The 19,583-nt window shown below is 65.1% G+C and carries 17 protein-coding genes, 1 tRNA gene and 1 pseudogene; 5 read left to right on the top strand and 14 right to left on the bottom strand.

The window, feature by feature from the left end:
• Window positions 1-2: 2 nt before the first annotated feature.
• From AC1DIO_RS10070 to AC1DIO_RS10090, 5 genes are all read right to left on the bottom strand, one after another.
• Window positions 3-1,316 carry an FAD-binding oxidoreductase gene (locus tag AC1DIO_RS10070; protein ID WP_441505655.1) on the bottom strand — a complete coding sequence of 438 codons (1,314 nt, stop codon included), beginning with the start codon at window positions 1,314-1,316 and terminating at the stop codon, window positions 3-5.
• Window positions 1,313-2,203 carry a UbiA family prenyltransferase gene (locus AC1DIO_RS10075; protein WP_441505656.1) on the bottom strand — a complete coding sequence of 297 codons (891 nt, stop codon included), beginning with the start codon at window positions 2,201-2,203 and terminating at the stop codon, window positions 1,313-1,315. The genes AC1DIO_RS10070 and AC1DIO_RS10075 overlap by 4 nt, the downstream gene beginning before the upstream one ends.
• A gap of 224 nt (window positions 2,204-2,427) precedes the next feature.
• Window positions 2,428-2,787 (bottom strand): RidA family protein, encoded by a 360-nt coding sequence (locus AC1DIO_RS10080; protein ID WP_441505657.1) that lies wholly within the window; start codon window positions 2,785-2,787, stop codon window positions 2,428-2,430.
• Between the two features lie 373 nt (window positions 2,788-3,160).
• On the bottom strand, window positions 3,161-3,550 hold the full coding sequence (locus tag AC1DIO_RS10085; RefSeq protein ID WP_441505658.1) for a RidA family protein: 390 nt from the start codon (window positions 3,548-3,550) through the stop codon (window positions 3,161-3,163).
• 162 nt (window positions 3,551-3,712) lie between these two features.
• Window positions 3,713-3,789: transfer RNA gene (locus tag AC1DIO_RS10090), tRNA-Arg, on the bottom strand.
• A gap of 28 nt (window positions 3,790-3,817) precedes the next feature.
• Here AC1DIO_RS10090 and AC1DIO_RS10095 point away from each other — a divergent pair.
• Both AC1DIO_RS10095 and AC1DIO_RS10100 read left to right on the top strand, forming a co-directional pair.
• Window positions 3,818-4,600 carry a hypothetical protein gene (locus AC1DIO_RS10095; protein ID WP_476853371.1) on the top strand — a complete coding sequence of 261 codons (783 nt, stop codon included), beginning with the start codon at window positions 3,818-3,820 and terminating at the stop codon, window positions 4,598-4,600.
• 40 nt (window positions 4,601-4,640) lie between these two features.
• Window positions 4,641-6,083, top strand: coding sequence for a M48 family metalloprotease (locus tag AC1DIO_RS10100; RefSeq protein WP_441493216.1), 1,443 nt, complete (start codon window positions 4,641-4,643; stop codon window positions 6,081-6,083).
• 402 nt (window positions 6,084-6,485) lie between these two features.
• Here AC1DIO_RS10100 and AC1DIO_RS10105 read toward each other — a convergent pair whose 3' ends face one another.
• The 4 genes and pseudogenes from AC1DIO_RS10105 to AC1DIO_RS10120 form a co-directional block, all read right to left on the bottom strand.
• Window positions 6,486-7,088 carry a CarD family transcriptional regulator gene (locus AC1DIO_RS10105; RefSeq protein ID WP_069878873.1) on the bottom strand — a complete coding sequence of 201 codons (603 nt, stop codon included), beginning with the start codon at window positions 7,086-7,088 and terminating at the stop codon, window positions 6,486-6,488.
• 392 nt (window positions 7,089-7,480) lie between these two features.
• Window positions 7,481-7,816: pseudogene (gene fdxA / locus AC1DIO_RS10110) on the bottom strand (ferredoxin FdxA); the annotation flags it as partial.
• Between the two features lie 177 nt (window positions 7,817-7,993).
• Complete coding sequence (locus AC1DIO_RS10115) at window positions 7,994-8,305, bottom strand: RNA-binding S4 domain-containing protein (protein ID WP_441505675.1); 312 nt, start codon at window positions 8,303-8,305, stop codon at window positions 7,994-7,996.
• 42 nt (window positions 8,306-8,347) lie between these two features.
• Complete coding sequence (locus tag AC1DIO_RS10120; protein WP_441505813.1) at window positions 8,348-11,677, bottom strand: helicase-related protein; 3,330 nt, start codon at window positions 11,675-11,677, stop codon at window positions 8,348-8,350.
• Between the two features lie 466 nt (window positions 11,678-12,143).
• Between AC1DIO_RS10120 and AC1DIO_RS10125 the strand changes: the two genes are divergently transcribed.
• Window positions 12,144-12,740, top strand: a complete 597-nt coding sequence (locus AC1DIO_RS10125) for a TetR/AcrR family transcriptional regulator (protein WP_476853372.1) — start codon at window positions 12,144-12,146, stop codon at window positions 12,738-12,740.
• A complete protein-coding gene (locus AC1DIO_RS10130; protein WP_441505677.1) occupies window positions 12,737-13,660 on the top strand; it encodes a haloalkane dehalogenase in 924 nt (307 codons plus the stop codon). The genes AC1DIO_RS10125 and AC1DIO_RS10130 overlap by 4 nt, the downstream gene beginning before the upstream one ends.
• On the opposite strand, the gene AC1DIO_RS10135 is transcribed toward AC1DIO_RS10130, so the two are convergent.
• Window positions 13,657-14,490, bottom strand: a complete 834-nt coding sequence (locus tag AC1DIO_RS10135) for a DUF3108 domain-containing protein (RefSeq protein WP_441505678.1) — start codon at window positions 14,488-14,490, stop codon at window positions 13,657-13,659. The two genes, AC1DIO_RS10130 and AC1DIO_RS10135, sit on opposite strands and share 4 nt — an antisense overlap.
• A 264-nt stretch (window positions 14,491-14,754) precedes the next feature.
• On the opposite strand from AC1DIO_RS10135, the gene rpmB reads away from it, so the two are divergent.
• The gene (rpmB, locus tag AC1DIO_RS10140) at window positions 14,755-15,042 is read left to right on the top strand and encodes a 50S ribosomal protein L28 (protein ID WP_113516050.1); all 288 of its coding nucleotides are present in this window, start codon (window positions 14,755-14,757) and stop codon (window positions 15,040-15,042) included.
• A gap of 166 nt (window positions 15,043-15,208) precedes the next feature.
• On the opposite strand, the gene AC1DIO_RS10145 is transcribed toward rpmB, so the two are convergent.
• Genes AC1DIO_RS10145 through cobS form a run of 4 tightly spaced genes read right to left on the bottom strand, consistent with a single transcriptional unit; the run spans window position 15,209 to window position 19,487 of the window.
• Window positions 15,209-16,168, bottom strand: a complete 960-nt coding sequence (locus tag AC1DIO_RS10145; protein WP_441505679.1) for an esterase-like activity of phytase family protein — start codon at window positions 16,166-16,168, stop codon at window positions 15,209-15,211.
• Window positions 16,169-16,212: 44 nt separating this feature from the next.
• The gene (gene cobT, locus AC1DIO_RS10150) at window positions 16,213-18,108 is read right to left on the bottom strand and encodes a cobaltochelatase subunit CobT (RefSeq protein ID WP_441493210.1); all 1,896 of its coding nucleotides are present in this window, start codon (window positions 18,106-18,108) and stop codon (window positions 16,213-16,215) included.
• 25 nt (window positions 18,109-18,133) lie between these two features.
• The gene (locus AC1DIO_RS10155; RefSeq protein ID WP_441505680.1) at window positions 18,134-18,490 is read right to left on the bottom strand and encodes a GFA family protein; all 357 of its coding nucleotides are present in this window, start codon (window positions 18,488-18,490) and stop codon (window positions 18,134-18,136) included.
• A gap of 13 nt (window positions 18,491-18,503) precedes the next feature.
• Window positions 18,504-19,487: a cobaltochelatase subunit CobS gene (gene cobS / locus AC1DIO_RS10160; RefSeq protein ID WP_069878864.1), complete on the bottom strand. Its 984-nt coding sequence runs from the start codon at window positions 19,485-19,487 to the stop codon at window positions 18,504-18,506.
• Between the last annotated feature and the right edge of the window lie 96 nt (window positions 19,488-19,583).

A 19,583-nucleotide genomic window follows, 5' to 3' on the forward strand; every position in this document is an offset into this window, starting at 1 on the left:
CGTTAGCCCGCAGTCACGCGGCGCCAGAAGCCGGATGAGAAGCCCGGATCGACATGCCGGGCAAAATCCCGCCACTGCGGGAAGGATGCCTCGAAGGTCGCAGGCGACATGCGGGCATCCTTGTAAGGGTTCACCCGGCCGCCCGCCGCGATTGCCACGCGATCAAGCTCGTCCAGCAGCTTGAGCGTCCGCTCGCCGCGATGCGGGAAATCGAGCGTCAGCGTCGCGCCCACAACCGGAAACGACATGATGCCTGGCGACGGCACGTCCCCAAACAGCTTCAGCACCGTCAGAAAGGATGCCTCGCCAGCCGCGAGCGTGCGCCTCAGCATCTCCTCGACCGCCCTATGCGCCTGCGCCATCGGCACCGCGCATTGGAACTGGCGCAAGCCCCGCGGGCCATAGGCGCGGTTCCAGTTACTCACCCGGTCGAGCGGGTAGAAGAACGGCCGATAGGGAATGCGCCTCGGCTCCGGCGAACGCGGCTGCGCGGCCCGGTAGAGCATGTTGAAGGCACGCAGCGTCAGGCGGTTGATCAGCGGAAAGGGAGGATTGATCGGGAATGGCAGCGGGCGCGCTGCGCGCGACTGCGGCAATTCCGACGCCGGAGCATGATTGGCACGGAAAAAAACGCCGCGTCCGAAGCTAGTCCCGCCAGCAAGCGAGTCGATCCAGGCCACGGTGTAGTCATGGGTTGCATCGGATTCCGCCGCGACCTCGAAGAAGCGCCCGAGGCTCGGGAAATGGATCGCCTCCTGACGCATCTCGGCGGATGGGATCGGCATCAGCTGCAATGTCACCTGGGTGATCAACCCGGTCAGCCCATAGCCGCCGATCGTGGCGGCGAAGAGCTCTCTGTTCATGTCAGGCGCGCAGGTGAGCCGGGCCCCGTCCGAACGCGCCAGCTCGAAGGCACGCACATGCCGCCCGAACGTGCCGGCGCGATGGTGGTTCTTGCCGTGCACGTCGTTGGCGAGCGCCCCGCCAACGGTGACGAAGGCGGTGCCCGGCGTGACCGGCAGAAACCAGCCCAGCGCAACCACATGCTCCAGGATGGTGTCCAGCAACACTCCGGCTTCGCAGGTGATCAGTCCGCTTTCGCGATCGAAGGCCAGGATCTGATCGAGGCGACGCGCCGCGATCAGCCCGCCGCCATCATTGAGGCAGGAATCGCCGTAGGAACGGCCATTGCCATAGGCGAGCACGGTCGAAGGGTAGCGCGCAGGCTCGGCACTCCAGGCGTCCGGCATGATGATCTGCGTATTCCGGGCGATGAGGCCGCCCCAGGACCGATATTCGGGCGCTCGTCCGTTCACGGCAGGACCGTCGCGGCGACCATGATCAGCAGCACCAACCCACCCGTCACCTGGCTGCGCCAGTCGCGGATCATGAAGACCAGCGGATCATCCGGCATCTGACCACGACGGGCGAGAAACCAGATCCGCGCCATCTGATAGAGGATGACGGGGCAAACCAGCCAGATGATCTCGGGGTGACGATAAAGCTGCTTCACGGCCGCACTATCGACATAGAGCGCCATGATCAGCGCGCAGGTGCAGCCCGAGGCCATGCCGAGCTGCGACAGGGCCTCGATATCCTCGGCCTGATAGCCGCGGCCGGCCTTCTTCAGCCCGGACTGGTCCTGCGTGATTCGCAGCTCCGCATAGCGCTTGACCAGCGCAAGGCTGAAGAACAGGAACATCGAGAAGGCGAGCAGCCAGGACGAGACCGGAATCGCCGCCGCGGCGTTGCCGGCCAGGATGCGCAGGGTATGCAGAGCTGCAAGCCCGAGCACGTCGACCAGCAGCTTGCGCTTGAGAACGAACAGATAGAGCAGCGCCAGGACGAGATAGGCGGTCAGCGCCAGCAGGAACGTACCCGGCTCAGGCACGAACACTGACGAAGCGAAGGCCGCGATCATCAGCAGTGGCACCGCAGCATAAGCCTGCTTCGCGGTGATCTCGCCGGCAGCCAGAGGGCGCTTGCACTTGGTCGGGTGCCGCCGATCGGCCTCGACATCGACAATATCGTTGAGGAGATAGATCGCCGAGGCGAGCAGGCTGAACGCGACGAACGCAATCGCCCCGTGGCCGAGCGCAGCGAGATCGAACACGTCATGGTTCAGCAGGATGGGGACGAAGACGAGCCCGTTCTTGAGCCAATGATGCGGTCGCATCGCTCGGATCATCGCGCGAACAGACATGTCAAAGCCCTTGTCCACCTTTCAGGGCCGCCAGGCGATCGAACAAAGATCGTCATGGCTTCCCGTGCGAGGCGAACAGGAACGGCCTCGGCGCGTCCTGCTATGGCGGTCAAATCCCTAAACCGCGGTGGAAATCACGTCCGCCTCGTCGAGATTCAACCGCCATGCTTAATGACAGGCTGACGATAGGTCAGATTGCCGATGTGCCGCGCGGCCCCCGGAATTCAGGGGGCCTTCTTCGCGGCCACAGCGGTGATCTCGATCGCATATCCCGGCGAAGCGAGCTTCGCTTCCACCGTTGCGCGCGCCGGCGCGCTGCCGCGGGCGACCCATTTGTCCCAGACGGCGTTCATCTCGGCGATCCCAGCAATATCGGTCAGGAAGATCTGAACGCTCAGAATCCGGTCCTTCGCACTACCGGCGGCTTCGAGCGTTTCCTCGAGCAAGGCCAACACCTCCTCGGTCTGCCGCGTCAGCGTCTCCCCTTCGGTCTTCTCCGCGACATGGCCGGCGAGGAAGACAATGCCGTTGAAAATGGCGGCGTCGCACCACCGTTCCGTCAGGCCTATACGTTCGATCGACATGGCTCTGTATCTTCCTGGTTGTTTGAACCGTGACGGCATAGAGCGTCGCGCATGCCAAGCCCCGCCTCGGAGCGCAACTCCACGGCAGACTGGTCCGCATTCTGCGTTGCGCTCCGCATCTTATGGGCGAGCCGGCGCAAGACTCGTCACGGACTGCAAAGGGGTAAGCAACGCCCGACGCACAATCCATGCGCGCGGGCCAATCACGTGCAAGGCACTCTCGCGACCCCGCACGTCCAGGCCTCGACTGGGCAAGAGCTGATCCTATGCAGGCAACGGCGCGAGCTGCGATCAGGCCGAGCGGTCAGACCGGTCCAGTATCCGGCCTCAGGATGTGCGCAGCGCGCGACCGCCCGCTGCGCGATCGCGAGGTCTACTTCATTTCACCGAGATAGGCGGTCGCGTCGATCTCGACGAGACAGTCGGGCGAGCCGAGGCCATTGACGATGCAGGACACGCGATGCGGCGAATCCTCGGCGAAATTGGCGAAATAGACCTCGTTCATCGGCTCCCAATAGGCACGGTCGGTGACATAGACTGTGCACTTGACGACATCCTTCAGGCTGCCGCCCGCCTCCCCCAGGAGAGCGCGGATGTTGTCGATGCATTGCTGCGTCTGACGCCGTGCGTCGCCGACGGCATACTTGCCCTCCCTGTCCATCCCGACGCAGCAGACGAACATGAAGTCCCCGGCGACCGTCGCCTGGGCGAAAGGGAGCCTTCCCTTGAAGACACGGTCGGAAGAGATCGTACGTTTGGGCATCGTGAACCTGTGGGGTGGGAGTTGCGCGGCGGCCGGCCGCTATCGGGCAACAGTCGCGAGGGCTGCACAAGCCAGCAACGGCGCCTGAGCCAAGGCTAACCTATGGTCAGAAGCCCAGCCAGACGGGTCACCCCGTCCAGTCTCAGATTGCTGTGGGAGAACTGGCGTCCCGGAAGGGATTCGAACCCCTGACCTACGGTTTAGGAAACCGTTGCTCTATCCTGCTGAGCTACCGGGACGCACGTGAATGCGTTTAGCATAAAGCGCATGCGGGTGAAGCCTCTTGTTGCAGTCATGCTGAGTCTCATTGCCGCGTCGGGCAAGGCGCTGGCGAACGATTCCTGTCCGGCCGCGGCCGCCGAGACGCCGACGGTTCGTTTGGCTGGCACCGACACCAGCGGCGATCTGCTGCTCGACGATGGCCGGCGGATACGCCTCGTCGGACTGGCCCCTCGGCAGGACGACGCGGAGATCGCGCGTTTCGTCGCGGCCCTGGCAGCGTGGCAAGGCCGCGATCTCCGGATCGTCATCCTGGCCGAGCCCGATCGCTGGGGCCGCATCGCGGCGCGCCTGCTGGCCGATCCGGATACCCAGGCCACCGCACCGCTGGACCTGTCGGTCGCCCTCATCCGAAGCGGCGCAGCCTGGCATCTACCCGATTCCGTCAGCAGCCCCTGCGACGCGCTCTTGCGGGCATCTGCCCCGAATGCCACCCCATCCGCGCGACAAACTGGCCCAAAACCAGCCAATCTCGTCGATGGTCACGATATTGCCGCGTTGAAGGTGCACGCCGGTCGCGTCATCGTGCTGGAGGGGCGGATCGCATCGATCGGCGAGCGACCGCAGCGTTCCTATCTGAATTTTTCGCACCGGCGGGGAGCCGGTGCGTCGGTCGTCGTGTCGAGGAGGCTCTGGCGGGAGATGCGGGAGGTCGGCTGGACCGCCAGGACACTGACGGGTAAACGCGTGTGGGCGCGCGGCGTACTGAGCGGGCCGGATGGATTGTCGCTTGAACTCCCCTCCCGCGCAGCCCTGGAACTGATCGATTAGAACCATGCTGGCCTTTCGCCGACAGACTGTGTCACGCCCCATGGCGCGACTAGGCGCCCTGCTCCTTCCCGCCCTGCTGCTTTCCGGCTGCTTCGGCGACCAGAGCGTCCTGCCCCCCCAACCGGCCGATGGCGAGCTTGCCCCGCGGCTGAGCACGTTCCAGCGCGCGTCGGACCGCGAGCATTTGCGGCTGCTGGCCGCTTTCGGCGGCGAGTACCGCGCGCCAAACGCTCGGGCCCAGCTCAACGAAGTCGTGGCGCGGCTGGTCAAGGCTGGCGAAGGGCAGATCGGCAGCTACGAGATCACCATCCTGAACTCGCCGGCGGTGAACGCGTTTGCCCTGCCGAATGGCCGGCTCTACGTCACGCGCGGGCTGCTGGCGCTCGCCAACGACACCAGCGAGATCGCTTCGGTGCTCGCCCACGAGATCGCTCACGTAACCGCCCATCACGCCGTCGAGCGGGCTGAGGCCGAAGCTGAGTCTGCGCTTGTCACGCAAGTCGTCACACAGGTGCTCAACGATCCGGCTGCTGGCGCCTCCGTTCAGGCCGGCTCCAAGATCTCGCTCGCCCGCTTCTCGCGACAGCAGGAGCTGATTGCCGACCAGATCAGCGTCCGCAACATCGCGCGCGCCGGCTACGACCCCTATGGAGCGGGCCGCTTCCTGGGCGCGCTCGGCCGCAATACCAGCTTCCGCAACAGCGGCCAGGGCCAGAGCGGCAGCGAGAAGCGGCTCGATATTCTCTCCAGCCATCCCTCGACCCCGGAGCGCGTCGCCGCCGTCACGGCGTCCGCCCGCCAGATCGGTGCACCCGGGCTTGGCGAGCGCGATGCGGCCCGCTGGCTCGCTGCGATCGACGGCATCGCCTATGGCGACGACCCGAGCGATGGCGTGGTACGAGGCCGGCGCTATCTCAACAGCACCTTGCGCATCACCTTCGATGCCCCCGACGGGTTCGACCTCGAGGCGGCGCGCGACATGGTCATCGGTGTCAGCGGCAACGGTGCCCAGGCGCTGCGTTTTGATTCGGTCACGCTCAAGCCCGGCCAGACCCTCGAATCCTATGTCGCCTCCGGCTGGATCGACGGGGTCGAGACCGGCCCCGTCGAAAAGCTCGACCTTGAGGGCCAGTCCGCCGTCCTGGCCAGCGGCAAGGGGACCGACTGGACCTTCAGGCTCGCCGCCATCCAGGCAGGCAATCGCGTCTATCGCTTCATCCTGGCGGCCCGCGGCAGCAGCGATCCGGAGCGCCCGATGCGCGCCGTGCTCAGCAGCTTCCGGGTCCTGACTGCAGCGGAAGCACAGGCCACGAAGCCTCTGCAATTGCGGATCGTCAGCGCCTCCGAAGGCGACACGCCTGCAACGCTGGCCGCCCGCATGGCGACACATGAGCGCGCGTTCGACCTCTTCCTGCTGCTGAACGGGCTCGATCGTAACAGCAAGCTGACGCCCGGCCAGCGCTACAAGATCGTCGCCGAATAGGGGCTGCCCGCGCGGGCAGCCCTGGCTTTCCTTGCTACAGCATCAGGCGCCACCGACGGAACCGGCGTGATCGGCTTCTGCAGGCGCCCCCTGCACCGGCAACAACCTTGCCGGCGCCGCTTCCGAACTGACTGGCCGCAAGGTTCTCCATGGGCGCTCGCCCGATCTGGCCCAGGTCCCGTGGGGTCACGCAGATCAAGGTCCGCCTGCTGATCCACCGGACCGCGCGCGATGGGCGGCCCGTCCAGCAGCTGCCGGATCACGAGAAGACGCTCAGGGCCGCCAAGCCAGCCTGGGAGCGCTTAGTCGCCCTTCTCCCGCGCAAAAACCGGAGCCGTCTGGCCAAGAAAAAACCCGGCGGTTGCCCGCCGGGTTGATTGGCATCATGCCGGAGGAATCGCCTCAGGCGGCTTCTTCCTGCAGATCGTCATTGTCGCTTTCGAGATCGGCATCAGCCGGGTCGACCTCGGTGCCCTTGGCCGCACGACGCGGCGACTTGGCGAGCTGGCCCTCGATCTTCTTCAGCGCTTCGGTCTCGGTCACGTCGTCGACGACCGCGATCTCACGGGTCATGCGGTCAACCGCAGCCTCGTAGAGCTGACGCTCGGAATAGGACTGCTCGGGCTGCGCCTCGGAGCGGTAGAGATCGCGGACGACCTCCGCGATGGCGACAAGATCGCCCGAATTGATCTTCGCTTCATATTCCTGGGCGCGGCGCGACCACATGGTGCGCTTGATCCGGGCCCGGCCGGTCAACGTCGTCAGCGCCTTGCTGACGATATCGGTATCGGCAAGCTTGCGCAGGCCGACGCTCACAGCCTTGGCGGTGGGAACACGCAGCGTCATCTTGTCCTTGGCAAAGCTGACGACGAAGAGTTCAAGCTTGAAGCCGGCAACCTCCTGCTCTTCGATCGCCGTGATCTGGCCGACGCCATGGGACGGGTAGACGACGAACTCGCCCGTCTTGAAACCCTGGCGCACAACAGCTTTCTTCGCAGTGGACATGCCGTTACGACTCCTGACGGGACCGCTTGACACGGCCCACGATGACACGTCCCCGGCCGGAATGACCGGAGACACTCTGCCTGATGCGTTGCAATCCCGACCGAGCGGTCACGGACCCGCAGCCTCACGCTCCCTCAGCCGATTGCTACTTGACCACCGAACACGAAAATCACCACGCTCCGGCCTTCTGCCGGAAGCCCTGGTCATCCCGTATCTATGGGGGTGCCCCGTTTATGAATCCTCGCAGGGGCAGGCGGAACCAATTCGACTGCACGAACAGGTGTATCACAAAAAACACGCCGAATCAAAGCTAAACGCCGATTAACACCGGAACTGCATGTCGCAGCGCCGGTGTGCTCATCGCTCAGCCTCTTCCCCTTGGGTGAAATTMAGTCGCCTTCGCCGGGGTTCGGCGAGAAATGTTCTTCGAGCTTTCCAGCCACGCCATCAAAGTCCTTGGCGTCGGCCGGCGGGTCCTTCTTCTGGGTCAGGTTCGGCCAGCTCGACGCATATTTCGAGTTGAGCTGCAACCAGCTCTCAAGGCCGGGTTCGGTATCGGGCTTGATCGCCTCGGCCGGGCATTCGGGCTCGCAGACACCGCAATCGATGCACTCGTCGGGATGGATGACKAGCATGTTCTMGCCTTCGTAGAAACAGTCGACGGGACAGACCTCKACGCAGTCCATGTACTTGCACTTGATGCAGTTTTCGGTGACCACATAGGTCATGTCGCCAGTCCTTCCCGGTCCATCCTGCCGGATCATAAAGACCCGGAAGGCGGGTATTTCAAGGTCGATATCCGGGCTGCGGCAGAAAGAAAAATCTCTTCCGGCCAGCTCCGGAAGGAAACTCCTCCTGAAGCACCCAAGCCTGCCCAGGCAGGCCTATCGAACCGCTCCCGCGCTCTATCCGCTCGGATCGTCCTCCGCAAGCGGCGCATCGCCGCGCGTGCTCTCCCCCAAGCGCTCATAGAGCAGTTGCGCCTCCTCATAGGGACCGCGCCTGCTGCCCAGGGCGAGCAGGCGCACCACTATGGTCTCATGCACCAGCGCCAGTGTCAGCACGTCGCCGAGCTTGAGCCCAAGCGCTGCATTCCCTGCACGCCGACCATTCACGCGGACATGGCCGTCATCCACCAGACGCACAGCGACCGAGCGCGTCTTGGCGAAACGCGCGAACCAGAGCCACTTGTCGAGACGCTGGCGATCTTCCCGCAAGGACAGCCTTTCCGCTCAGCCCCAGGTCAGTTGAGCCCCATGTCAGGTCTTGCGCCCGCCGCCCTCGAGCTGGGCCTTGAGAGCCGCAAGCTTCGCAAAGGGCGAATCCGGATCAGGCTCGCGCTCGGCCGGACGCGGCTTTGACGCCTGCTGGAAACGCTCGTTGCCGCGCTCCTCGCGGCGTGGGCCACCTGGGCGTCCATCGCGCTTGAAGTCCGGCCGCGGGCCACGCCCCTGCTCGGGGCGGCCATTGCGCTGCGGCCGGCCGCTGCGCTTCTGATCACCCTCGCGCGGCTGCGCATCCTGTCGGGGAGCATCACCTTGAGACGCATTGGCGGCAGCCGGACGGCCACGATCGCCCTGGCGGCGACGCTCGTCGGGCCGGCCGTCACGGTTCGGACGTTCACCACGCCCTGCGCCAGGCTGACGCTCGCCCTGAGCGCCGTCGCGGCGACCGCGCCCGGCATGCTCCGGCCTGCGCCCACCCTGGTGACGATGCGGCCGCCAGACCTCGATTTCCTGCACCTCGGTCGCAGCAACGACATCAACTGCTGCCTCAGGGGCAAGAGCTCCCGCGGCAAGCGTCTCGGAGACAGCTGTCTCGTCGGCAGGCGCCGGCAGAGCAGACATGGCATCGGCTGGCACCGGATGTGCGGCTTGCTCGAGCTCAGTCTCCGCCGCGGTCGGGGCGTCGGCCGTTTCAGGCGCGGCAGCCTCCGAAGAGGCAGCCTCGGCGGTCTCGATGTCAGTAGCGGCCAGAGGCTCGTCGACAATACCGGCGCCGGCCTCATCGGCCACCACCGCCGGATCGGCCTCGTGCCCAGCCGGGACGTCCGTAGTTTCCGCGGTCGGCGCGTCGGCAACCGGAGCGGTAGCCGCGACCGGTGGCTGCGCCAGCGGCACGGTAATCGCCGGTCCCGGACGCTTGGCCGAGACATAGCCGAGGGAGCGCAGGATCGAGGCGAAATCCTCGCCCGCACAACCGACCAGCGAGGTCATGGCACCGGTGACGACAAAACCGTCCTGATCGGCCGCGCCGGTGGGCGGCTGGCCCTGGGTCAGGCCCGGGCGATAGGCGATAGCCGGCCGGATCAGGTCAGCAAGCCGCTCGAGGATATCGACACGCACGGCGCGCTCGCCGCAGACGCGATAGCCGGCAGCACGGTAAAGACCCTTCGGCACCGCCTTGTCGACGGCAAAGGATGTCCGACCCGAGGCTGCTAGATGGGCAATATCGTCGAGGCCCGACGTATCGGGCCCGCCATGCTTCAGCGCCCAGAGCTGGGCAGCCAGCGCACGTGGTGCCGGCTTCAGCAGGGCCGGGACGTAAAGATGAAAGGCTCCGAAGCGGATGCCGAGCTGACGGAGTGCTGCGCGGCCCTCCTGATCCAGCGTCTTCATCTCCTCGCCGACCTTGGCGCGCTCCAGCACGCCCAGCGACTCCCCGGCCTGATAGGCGATGCCGCGCGCGATACCGGTGACATTCTCGGCATTCTCGAGCAGCTGCAACGCACCAAGCAGACGGGCGATGTGATTCTTGAGCCAGAGAGTGAGGCGCGCGTCGACCTGCTCGCGCGCCGGTCCGGTCAGGTGCTCCTCGACCAGCAGGCGCAGGCGCGGCTCCAGAACCTTGTCGCCGGCGACAAGCCGCGCGACCGGCTCACCGATCCAGCGCACCAGCCCGTCATGCGAAAGCACGAAGGCATCATCAGCCGCGAGCACGACACGCGCGGCGCGCGCTTCGATCTCGCTGGCAAGCGCCTTCATCGCGGCCATGTTCAAGGCTTTCGCCTCGGGCCCGCCAGCCTTGGGATCCGCCGTGAAGCGAAATCCCTGAAGCATCCCGACATGCTGTCCCTCGACGAGCACATCGCCCGTCGTGGTGACCTCAGCCTCCAACATTGCATTCTCCCGCAAACGACGCATCAGCACGCTCGTGCGCCGATCGACGAAACGGCTGGCTAGCCGCTCGTGCAAAGCGTCCGACAGCTTGTCCTCTACAAGACGCGCCACCCCCTGCCAATGCTCTGGATCAGGTAACCAGTCAGGACGGTTTGCGACATAGGTCCAAGTTCGGACCTGCGCAATGCGGGCAGACAGCGTGTCGATCTCGCCATCGGTCCGGTCAAGCGCATCGAGTTGGGCGCGATACCAGTCCGGATCGAGCCGTCCGTGGCGCATCAGGCGCAGATACAGCGTGGTGGCGAGATCAGCGTGCTGCATCGGCGCGATCTTGCGATAATCAGGCAGGCCACACACCTCCCAGAGCCGCTCGACTGCTGCACGGCCCTGCGCCAGCGGCCTGACATCGGCATCGCGGGCCAGAACCTCCAGCGTCGTCATGTCCTCTGCGATCAGCGCACGGGTCAGCCCCTGCTCGGTTGGCTGGACGTTCAGGCTGGCGATCAGCCCGTCGACGGAGCGCAGATCGAGATCGGAATTGCGCCATTGCAGCTGCCGCACCGATTCAAAACGATGATTCTCGATCGCCTCGACCAATTCGGCGTCGAAGGGCGGGCAACGCCCGCTCGTGCCAAAGGTGCCGTCGCGCAGATGGCGGCCGGCGCGCCCGGCGACCTGGCCGAACTCCGCGGGGTTCAGCTTGCGGAAATGATGGCCGTCGAATTTCCGGTCCGACGCGAAGGCGATGTGATCGACATCGAGATTGAGCCCCATGCCGATGGCGTCCGTCGCGACGAGATAGTCGACATCGCCCGACTGGTAGATCTCGACCTGGGCGTTGCGCGTGCGCGGCGAGAGCGCGCCGAGCACGACGGCGGCTCCCCCCTTCTGCCGACGGATCAGTTCAGCGATCGCATAAACCTCCTCGACGGAGAAGGCGACGATCGCGCTGCGTCGTGGCAGGCGGGTGATCTTCTTGTCGCCGGCAAATGTGAGCTGCGACAGGCGTGGACGCGTGACGACGTTCACCCCGGGAATGAGCTGCTCGATCAGCGGCTTCATGGTGCCCGCGCCGATCAGCATCGTCTCGGCCCGACCGCGCCGGTTCAGCAGGCGGTCGGTGAAGACGTGACCGCGGTCGAGGTCGGCGGCGAGCTGAATCTCGTCAATCGCGACGAAATCGACGGCGAGATCGCGCGGCATGGCCTCGACGGTGCAGACCCAGAAGCGGGGCCGCTGCGGCTTGATCTTTTCCTCGCCGGTGACCAGCGCCACCGCCTCGGGGCCGACCTTCTCGACCACGCGGCCATAGACCTCGCGCGCCAGCAGGCGCAGCGGCAGGCCGATCATTCCGGTCGGGTGCGCCACCATCCGCTCGATCGCCAGATGCGTCTTGCCGGTATTGGTGGGCCCGAGAACTGCTGTGACACCCTGCGCACGAACCGAGGGCGGAAGAGAGCGTGCTGAAATCAAGACGCGACCGATCGTTTCCTTTGGGCCCTTGCCGGCAGCAGACGCTGGGGAAAGCGTCCTACCTTGGCACAAGCTGGAGCGCCGAAATTAAGCTGCGGAACGAGTCCTGAACGAAGCAAGCCCGAATCGCTGACTCCGGCAGAATCGGGATTCGTTCACGGCCAGATATCGCGGAGACGGCCGCAAGTACCACTATATCTGGAATCGTGACACGAGCTTGATCCACTCATTTTCGCGACCAGCGTAAACGGCCGGGCGCCGACAGTCCTCCGCGCTATTTATGTCGTGCTCACGGCGAAACGAGGGGCCGCCGTGTGATTTCTGCGTGCGCAACGGCGTGGAACCAGCCTGAGCCATCGCCTCAGCGGGCCGTTCGGACGAGACCCGCCTCCCGTCCGACACCTTGGCGATCGGGCGTTTCCCGGAGTGTTGACAATAATACGTACGTACGTATTCTACCTTCATGAGCAAGCCATCCCTTCGTGAAAATCTCCTCGCCGCTGGCCGCGATCTCCTCTGGAAGAGCGGCTATTCCGCCACCGGCATACGCGAGATCGTCGCTGCAGCCGGAGCGAGCCCTGGCTCATTCACCAATCATTTCGGATCGAAGGAGGAATTCGCCGAGGAAGTGCTCGATCGCTATTTCGCCTATGTCGGCGGCCTCGTCGATGAAGCCCTGGCCGACCGCTCCCTGCCCGCAGCCGCGCGGTTGCGGCGCTATCTGGACGCGATCACGACCAAGCTCGAAACCGCCGATTGGTCGCGCGGATGCATGATCGGCAATTTCAGCGTCGAGACCTCTCCCAATAGCGAACGGTTGCGGCAGCGACTCTCGGAGATCTTCGTCCTTTGGCGAGAGCCCTTTGCGGCATGCATCGCCGAAGGCCAGGCCACTGGCGAGATCGCGACGGATTTCAGCGCCGACGACCTCGCTGATTTCCTGCTCACCGCCTGGCAKGGCGCGATCCTGCGCATGAAGGTCGATCGCAGCCCGGTTCCGCTCGAACGCTTCAAGGCCATCCTTTTCGCAACGCTGTTTGGAAGAAGGGCATCGCCATGACCCAGTCACCTGGATTCGCATCCGAATGGCTGCGCCGGGAGATTCCCGTCCTCGGCTCGACCATGTCCTATGTCGAGGCCGGCTCTGCGGGGCCGACCGTACTCTTCCTGCACGGCAACCCGACCTCCTCCTATATCTGGCGCCATATCATTCCGCACGTCGCGCCGCTGGCGCACTGCATTGCCCCCGACCTGATCGGCTACGGTCAGTCCGGCAAGCCGGACATCGCCTATCGCTTCACCGACCAGGTCCGCTATCTCGACGCCTTCATCGCTGAACTGGGCCTCGGACGGATGGTCATCGTCGCCCAGGACTGGGGCACGGCACTCGCCTTCCACCATGCCTCCTGTAACCCCAGCGACATGATCGGCCTGGCCTTCATGGAATTCATCCAGCCCTTTGCAAGCTGGGATGCATTCCATCAGCGGCCGCAGGCGCGTGAGCTGTTCAGGGCGTTCCGGACGCCGGGACAGGGCGAGAAGCTGATTCTCGAGGACAATGTCTTTATCGAGAGGGTCCTGCCCGCTGCCGTCCTGCGGGCCTTGAGCGATGAAGAGCTGGATGCCTATCGAGCGCCGTTTCCAACGCCCGAATCGCGCAGGCCGATCCTCCGACTGCCCAACGAGCTCCCCATTGCGGGCGCCCCGGCCGATGTCCATGCCATCAGCGAGCGCGACCACGCAGCATTACGTGCGTCCACCTATCCGAAGCTGTTGTTCTGCGGCGATCCCGGGGCGCTGATCTCTCCGGCCGAGGCGGATAGGTTCGCGGCGGGACTGCATGATTGCCGCCTGATCAATCTCGGCCCCGGCGCGCATTACCTGCAGGAGGATCACCCCGGTGCAATCGGGACGGCGCTCCGTGACTGGCTGGGTGAGATTACTGCAACGACGAAAGCGAGTGAACGCGCTGCGGCTTAGTTCTGCCGCGCGGCCGTGGTGGTGGTCGGATCGACCCTGAAGCTCGAGGCCTCGATGACCGCCGTCCCGATCATGGTCTTCACCGAGATGCGGATCGGCACCATCACATTGGTGCCGTTGACGGGGGCGAGCCAGGTGTTGATCTCGCGATTCTCGGTCATGAACTTGGTGCTCGGCCGCAGGGCGCGATGCCCTGCGATCGGCACATACCGCGCCTGGCAGATCGTGACCGGGCCGCTATAGCCTTCGAGCTTCACCTGCCGCGAACCGGAATAGCTCAGCTTGATGTCATAGCGCGCAGCGCCGTCGAAGATTGGCAGCGTCCGGTTGCAGGCGGCACCATTCCCGCCCTTGCCCTCCACGGGCATCAGGAAGGCGCTGATCGGATCGACCACATTGCGCTTGTGGCTCTCGTTGAGCGGCACGCGATCGGGCTTGTCGTCGATCGGCGGCGCAATATCCACGGCCTGCACCGTGCCGCCGTCGAGCGCCATGCGCACAGTGCGGCTCTCGCTTGAGTTCGCCGACGAAACCGCGAAGGTCGCAGGCGACAGGCGCCCGCCATGAAGATTGCCGGTTGCGGCACCTGAGCCGCGTCCGCCCGTGAAGCTGCCGACCAGGCCCGTCATCTTGGCGACGATATCGAGCTTGTAGCTGCTGCCGTCGATGCCGCCGCTGAGATGGGCGGTGCCGAGCGTCAGGCCGAGCAGGGAGACATCATATTTGGCCTCCAACGAGGTCGCCGCGGCCGACGACGCTCCAAAGCCGGAGGCCAGGGCCAGCGCAGCGAGACCAAGTCCGGCCAGGGACGACGCGATGGCGGGCTTCATCCAACTCCTCCGKACGGCATGCTTCGCACCGGCATGCACTGCGAATCGGTCCGAATCGTGACCCCTTTTACCGAATTTGGCGAGTGGCAATGCCGCCACGCTGCGGCCGCCCCGATCGTGCTATGGAATCAGTCGCGGTCCTTGACGCAGCAGCCGGCCTTGGCTATAGACCCGCGACTTCAATTTGACTTCCGGTGCTCGTGGGCCGGCACGTCGCGTGTCGGCATTTTTGTTTKAGACAACCGGTTCCAAGGGAACGATATCATGGCTCGCCGTTGCGAACTGACCGGGAAAGCCACCCTCACCGGGCACCTCGTCAGCCACTCGAACCGCAAGACGAAGACCGTCTTCCGGCCGAATCTCGTCAATGTTACGCTCCGTTCGGACGCGCTCGGTCGCTCCGTGCGCCTGCGTGTCTCGGCGAACGCCCTGCGTACGGTCGATCACCGTGGCGGACTTGACGCCTTCCTGGTCAAGGAGCCGGCAGGCAACCTCTCGACCGGCGCACTCACGCTGAAGCGTGACATCGAGAAGAAGCTCGCGACCAACTGAGCGCGCGGCTCCTTCACGGAATGAATGAAGCGGCCGCAAGGCCGCTTTTTTCGTTTGCATAGGACGCAGTGGCCAGCCCCGTATCATCCGTTCTCGGTGCTTGATCGCCGGCACATTCAGGACTTGTGCTCGCCGCAAGAGCGAGCTTGAAGTCACGCTCGTCCCCTTATCCCAACTCGAATTCCAGCAGCACGGTGCGCTGCAGGAAAGAGAAGTTGTCGTCCGAGATCAGGGTCAGAATCGTCCTGCCATGATCCTGATGGACGCAAAGCCCTTCCATATTGTCGATCTCCTGGCCGAGATCGGCCTCGATCAGGGAGGGGCCGTCAAGCATCGCACCCGGCCGGAGGCTTGCGCCGGGAACGCGGCGAATCCGCATGCCGACACCACGCAGAGGCTTGTACCAGCGCTCCAGCAGAAGCATGTCTCCGCCGGGCAGGAAGGCCAGATCGGTGATATCGAAGCCGCCATGGCGCCGCACCTGAAACAGGCCGGGCTGCCGCCCCCCGATGATCACGCCGAGCGTCGGTTCGTCTTCCCCGCCCGAGCGCTCGGCAATGGCGACGAGCGCGCCCGCAAGCGGCTGCCCGGCGGGAACGACACCAATCGCCTCCAGCCCGCGATTGCTCGGCAGGCGCTTCACCTCGCGCGGTACCGGGACGATGCGGGCACGCGCTTCGACTCCATACCGCGCCCATTCGAAACGCAGGACGTCATGCGTCCGCTCGACGCCGATATAGGCGACGCCATCGGCGATCGTCAGGCTCTCCGTGTCGAAATAGCGCGAACGATGCAGCGGCCGCCCGGAGGCGCCGAGGATCGGTGCGAGTTCGGCCTGCTCGAAGCGAACGATCCGCCCCTTCTCGGAGACAGTCTTCGCCGTCAACCAGAAGCCGTTATCGGTGATCGCAACCAGATCGACGCCGTTGCGCGAGCGCCAGAGGCCGGAAAACCCGCCGAAGCGCGGATGGTCGCCGCGCAACACCAGCCCGCCCCGGAAGCTGAGCTGGCCGAAGTGTGTCTTGCCGGGATTGCGCGGCTCGAAGGCATCGAAGCCGCGCACGCTGATGGTGAGCTTTATGCGGCCCGGCTCGATGCTCTGAGCCTGAGCGGCAGGCAAGCCCAAGCTGGCGGCGCCCAGCCCCTGGAGGACGCCGCGTCTGGTCAGCCTCATTGCATGCGACGAGAAACCGGAGCCTTGCCGGTGGGGCCATCCTCCTCGAAGAGCTCGGCCAGCTTCTCCGTCATCACCCCGCCGAGTTCCTCCGCATCGACGATGGTGACGGCGCGGCGATAGTAGCGCGTCACGTCATGGCCGATGCCGATGGCGATCAGTTCGACCGGCGAGCGCGTCTCGATCTCGGCGATGATATGGCGCAGATGCCGCTCGAGGTAGTTGCCGGCATTGACCGACAGCGTCGAATCGTCGACCGGCGCGCCATCGGAGATCACCATGAGGATCTTGCGCTGCTCGGGCCGCGCGAGCAGCCGCTTATGGGCCCAGTCGAGCGCCTCGCCGTCAATATTCTCCTTGAGCAGGCCTTCGCGCATCATCAACCCGAGATTCTTGCGAGCCCGGCGCCAAGGAGCGTCCGCCGCCTTGTAGATGATGTGCCTGAGATCGTTCAGCCGGCCCGGATTGGCCGGCTTGCCGGATTGCAGCCAAGCCTCGCGCGACAGCCCGCCCTTCCAGGCACGCGTGGTGAAGCCGAGCAGCTCGACCTTGACGCCGCAGCGCTCCAGCGTCCGCGCCAGGATGTCCGCGCAGGTCGCGGCAACCGTGATCGGCCGGCCGCGCATCGAGCCGGAATTGTCGATCAGCAGCGTCACGACCGTATCGCGGAAATTCGTGTCCGATTCCTGCCGGAAGGAGAGCGGCTGGAACGGGTCGATGATGATCCGCGGCAGGCGCGAAGGGTCGAGCGAACCCTCTTCGAGATCGAACTGCCAGGACCGGTTCTGCTGCGCCATCAGGCGGCGCTGCAACCGGTTGGCAAGCCGTGCCACCACGCCCTGGAGATGGGCGAGCTGCTTGTCGAGATAGGCCCGCAGCCGGGTCAACTCCTCGGCGTCGCAGAGCTCCTCGGCCGTGACCGTCTCGTCGAACTTGACGGTGTAGGGCTTGTAGTCCGTTTGCGGCCGGTCGTTCTGGCGCCCCTCGCGGGGGCGCGGCGCCTCGCCCGCCTCCTCGGATTCAGAGGAATCGTCCTCCTCGTCCCAGTCGCCGGCCGGAGCGTCGGTCGCTTCCGACGCGCCCTCCTGCAACTCGTCGGTCGCATCCTCGCTGACCTCGACCTCCGAGCGCTCGCCGCCGCTTTCCTGCTCGGCCTCGCCATCCTGCTGCTGCTGATCCTCGGAGGACTGGTCCTGGTTGTCCTCGTCCTCTTCCTCGTCCTGGCCCTGCGAACTCTGCTCGGCCATGTCGAGTGAAGCCAGCATATCGCGAACCGTCCGCGAAAAGGCGCGCTGATCCTCGACCGACTGCGACAGCCGGTCGAGATCGGCACCGGCCTTCGCCTCGATCACGTCGCGCCAGAGATCGACGATCTTGGTCGCGGCCTGCGGCGGCTTCAGCCCCGTCAGGCGCTCACGCACCATCAACGCCAGTGCGTCTTCCAGTGGGGCGTCGGCGCGATCGGAGATTTCCTCGTAGCGGCCACCGCGATGATAGCGGTCTTCCAGCATGGCGGTGATGTTGCCGGCCATGCCGCTCATCCGGCGCGAGCCGACGCATTCGACCCGGGCCTGCTCGACGGCGTCGAAGACAGCGCGCGCCGCATCGCCCTCCGGCGCGGCGCGGCGGTGGATCGAGGCGTCATGGCAGGCGAGCCTGAGTGCCATCGAATCCGAGTGGCCGCGCAGGATCGCGACATCCTGGACCGTCAGCTTGCGCGGCGGTTCGGGCAGACGGGCTCGTTCGCCAACGAGCGATGGCTTGTCCGCCGCGAAGACGATTTCCATCTCGGGCTTGCGCGCGATCGCCTTCATCGCACCGGAAATGGCGCGCTTCAGCGGCTCGGCTGGTGCTTCCTTGGGCTGACCCGGCTTACGATTGGAGATGGACAAGGCGGAGCCGTCCTTTGACTTGATGCTAGCGCGAGCGCCCGTCGAACATCGTCGAATCGAGTTCGGCGGGCTCGACACCCTCGAGGCAGCGTACATTCACCGCGACCATCGGCGTGCCGTCCGGCATCGAGCCGCGAGCGAAGGATTCGATGCCGCAGGTTTCGCAGAACAGGTGCTGGATCTTCTGCGTGTGGAAACGGTATTCGGTCAGCGCATCCTCCCCCTTTTCAAGGGTGAAGGCCGTCGCCGGCGAAAAGGTCAGGATCGAGCCGCGACGCTGGCAATAGGAACAGTTGCAGGTGATCGTCCGCTCGAGGCTTGCCTCGACCGTGAACCCGACCCGCCCGCAATGGCAGCTCCCTTGATAGCGCGCGCTCGCCATGACCCGTTTCCCCTCAGCTCAGAACGACGTTGACCGCGCTCTCCGGCAATTCCTTGCCGAAGGAGCGCTGGAAGAACTCCGCCACGAGCGTGCGCTCCATCTCGTCGCACTTGTTCAGGAACGTCACCCGGAAAGCGAAGCCGATATCGCCGAAGATCGCGGCATTCTCGGCCCAGGTGATGACCGTGCGCGGGCTCATGACGGTCGAGAGATCGCCGTTCATGAAGGCGTTGCGTGTCAGGTCGGCGACGCGGACCATCTTGTTGACGATGTCCTTGCCCTCGGGCGAGGCCTGATAATGCTTCGACTTGGCGAGCACGATCGCGACTTCGTTGTCGTGCGGCAGGTAGTTCAGCGTCGTCACGATCGACCAGCGGTCCATCTGGCCCTGGTTGATCTGCTGGGTGCCGTGATAGAGGCCCGACGTGTCGCCGAGGCCGACCGTGTTCGCCGTGGCGAACATGCGGAAGGCAGGGTGAGGACGGATGACGCGCTTCTGATCGAGCAGCGTCAGCTTGCCGGACTGCTCGAGCACGCGCTGGATCACGAACATAACGTCCGGGCGACCGGCGTCGTACTCGTCGAAGACGAGCGCGATGTTGTTCTGCAGCGCCCAGGGCAGGATGCCGTCCTGGAACTCGGTGATCTGCTTGCCTTCCTTCAGCACGATCGCGTCCTTGCCGACGAGATCGAGGCGCGAGACGTGGCTGTCGAGGTTGACGCGCACGCAAGGCCAGTTCAGGCGGGCCGCGACCTGTTCGATATGGGTCGATTTGCCTGTGCCGTGATAGCCCGAGATCATGACGCGTCGATTATGCGCGAAGCCCGCGAGAATCGCGATCGTGGTGTCACGGTCAAATCGGTAGTCGACGTCGAGATCGGGCACATGGGCGTCGGCCTGCGAGTAGGCCGGCACTTCGAGATCGGAGTCKATCCCAAAAGTCTGGCGCACCGACAGCTTCATATCGGGAAGGCCCTGGGCAATCGTCGTCGTCATTGTCTTGTCTCCGGGCGCAGAACAGTGCCGGGCGAACCACCGGTTGTCCCACTGCCGACCGAAAGGGGAGGCGTACGAAACCTAATTAGTGCGAAA

The sequence above is a fragment of the Allobosea sp. 05T439 genome (assembly GCF_056396005.1).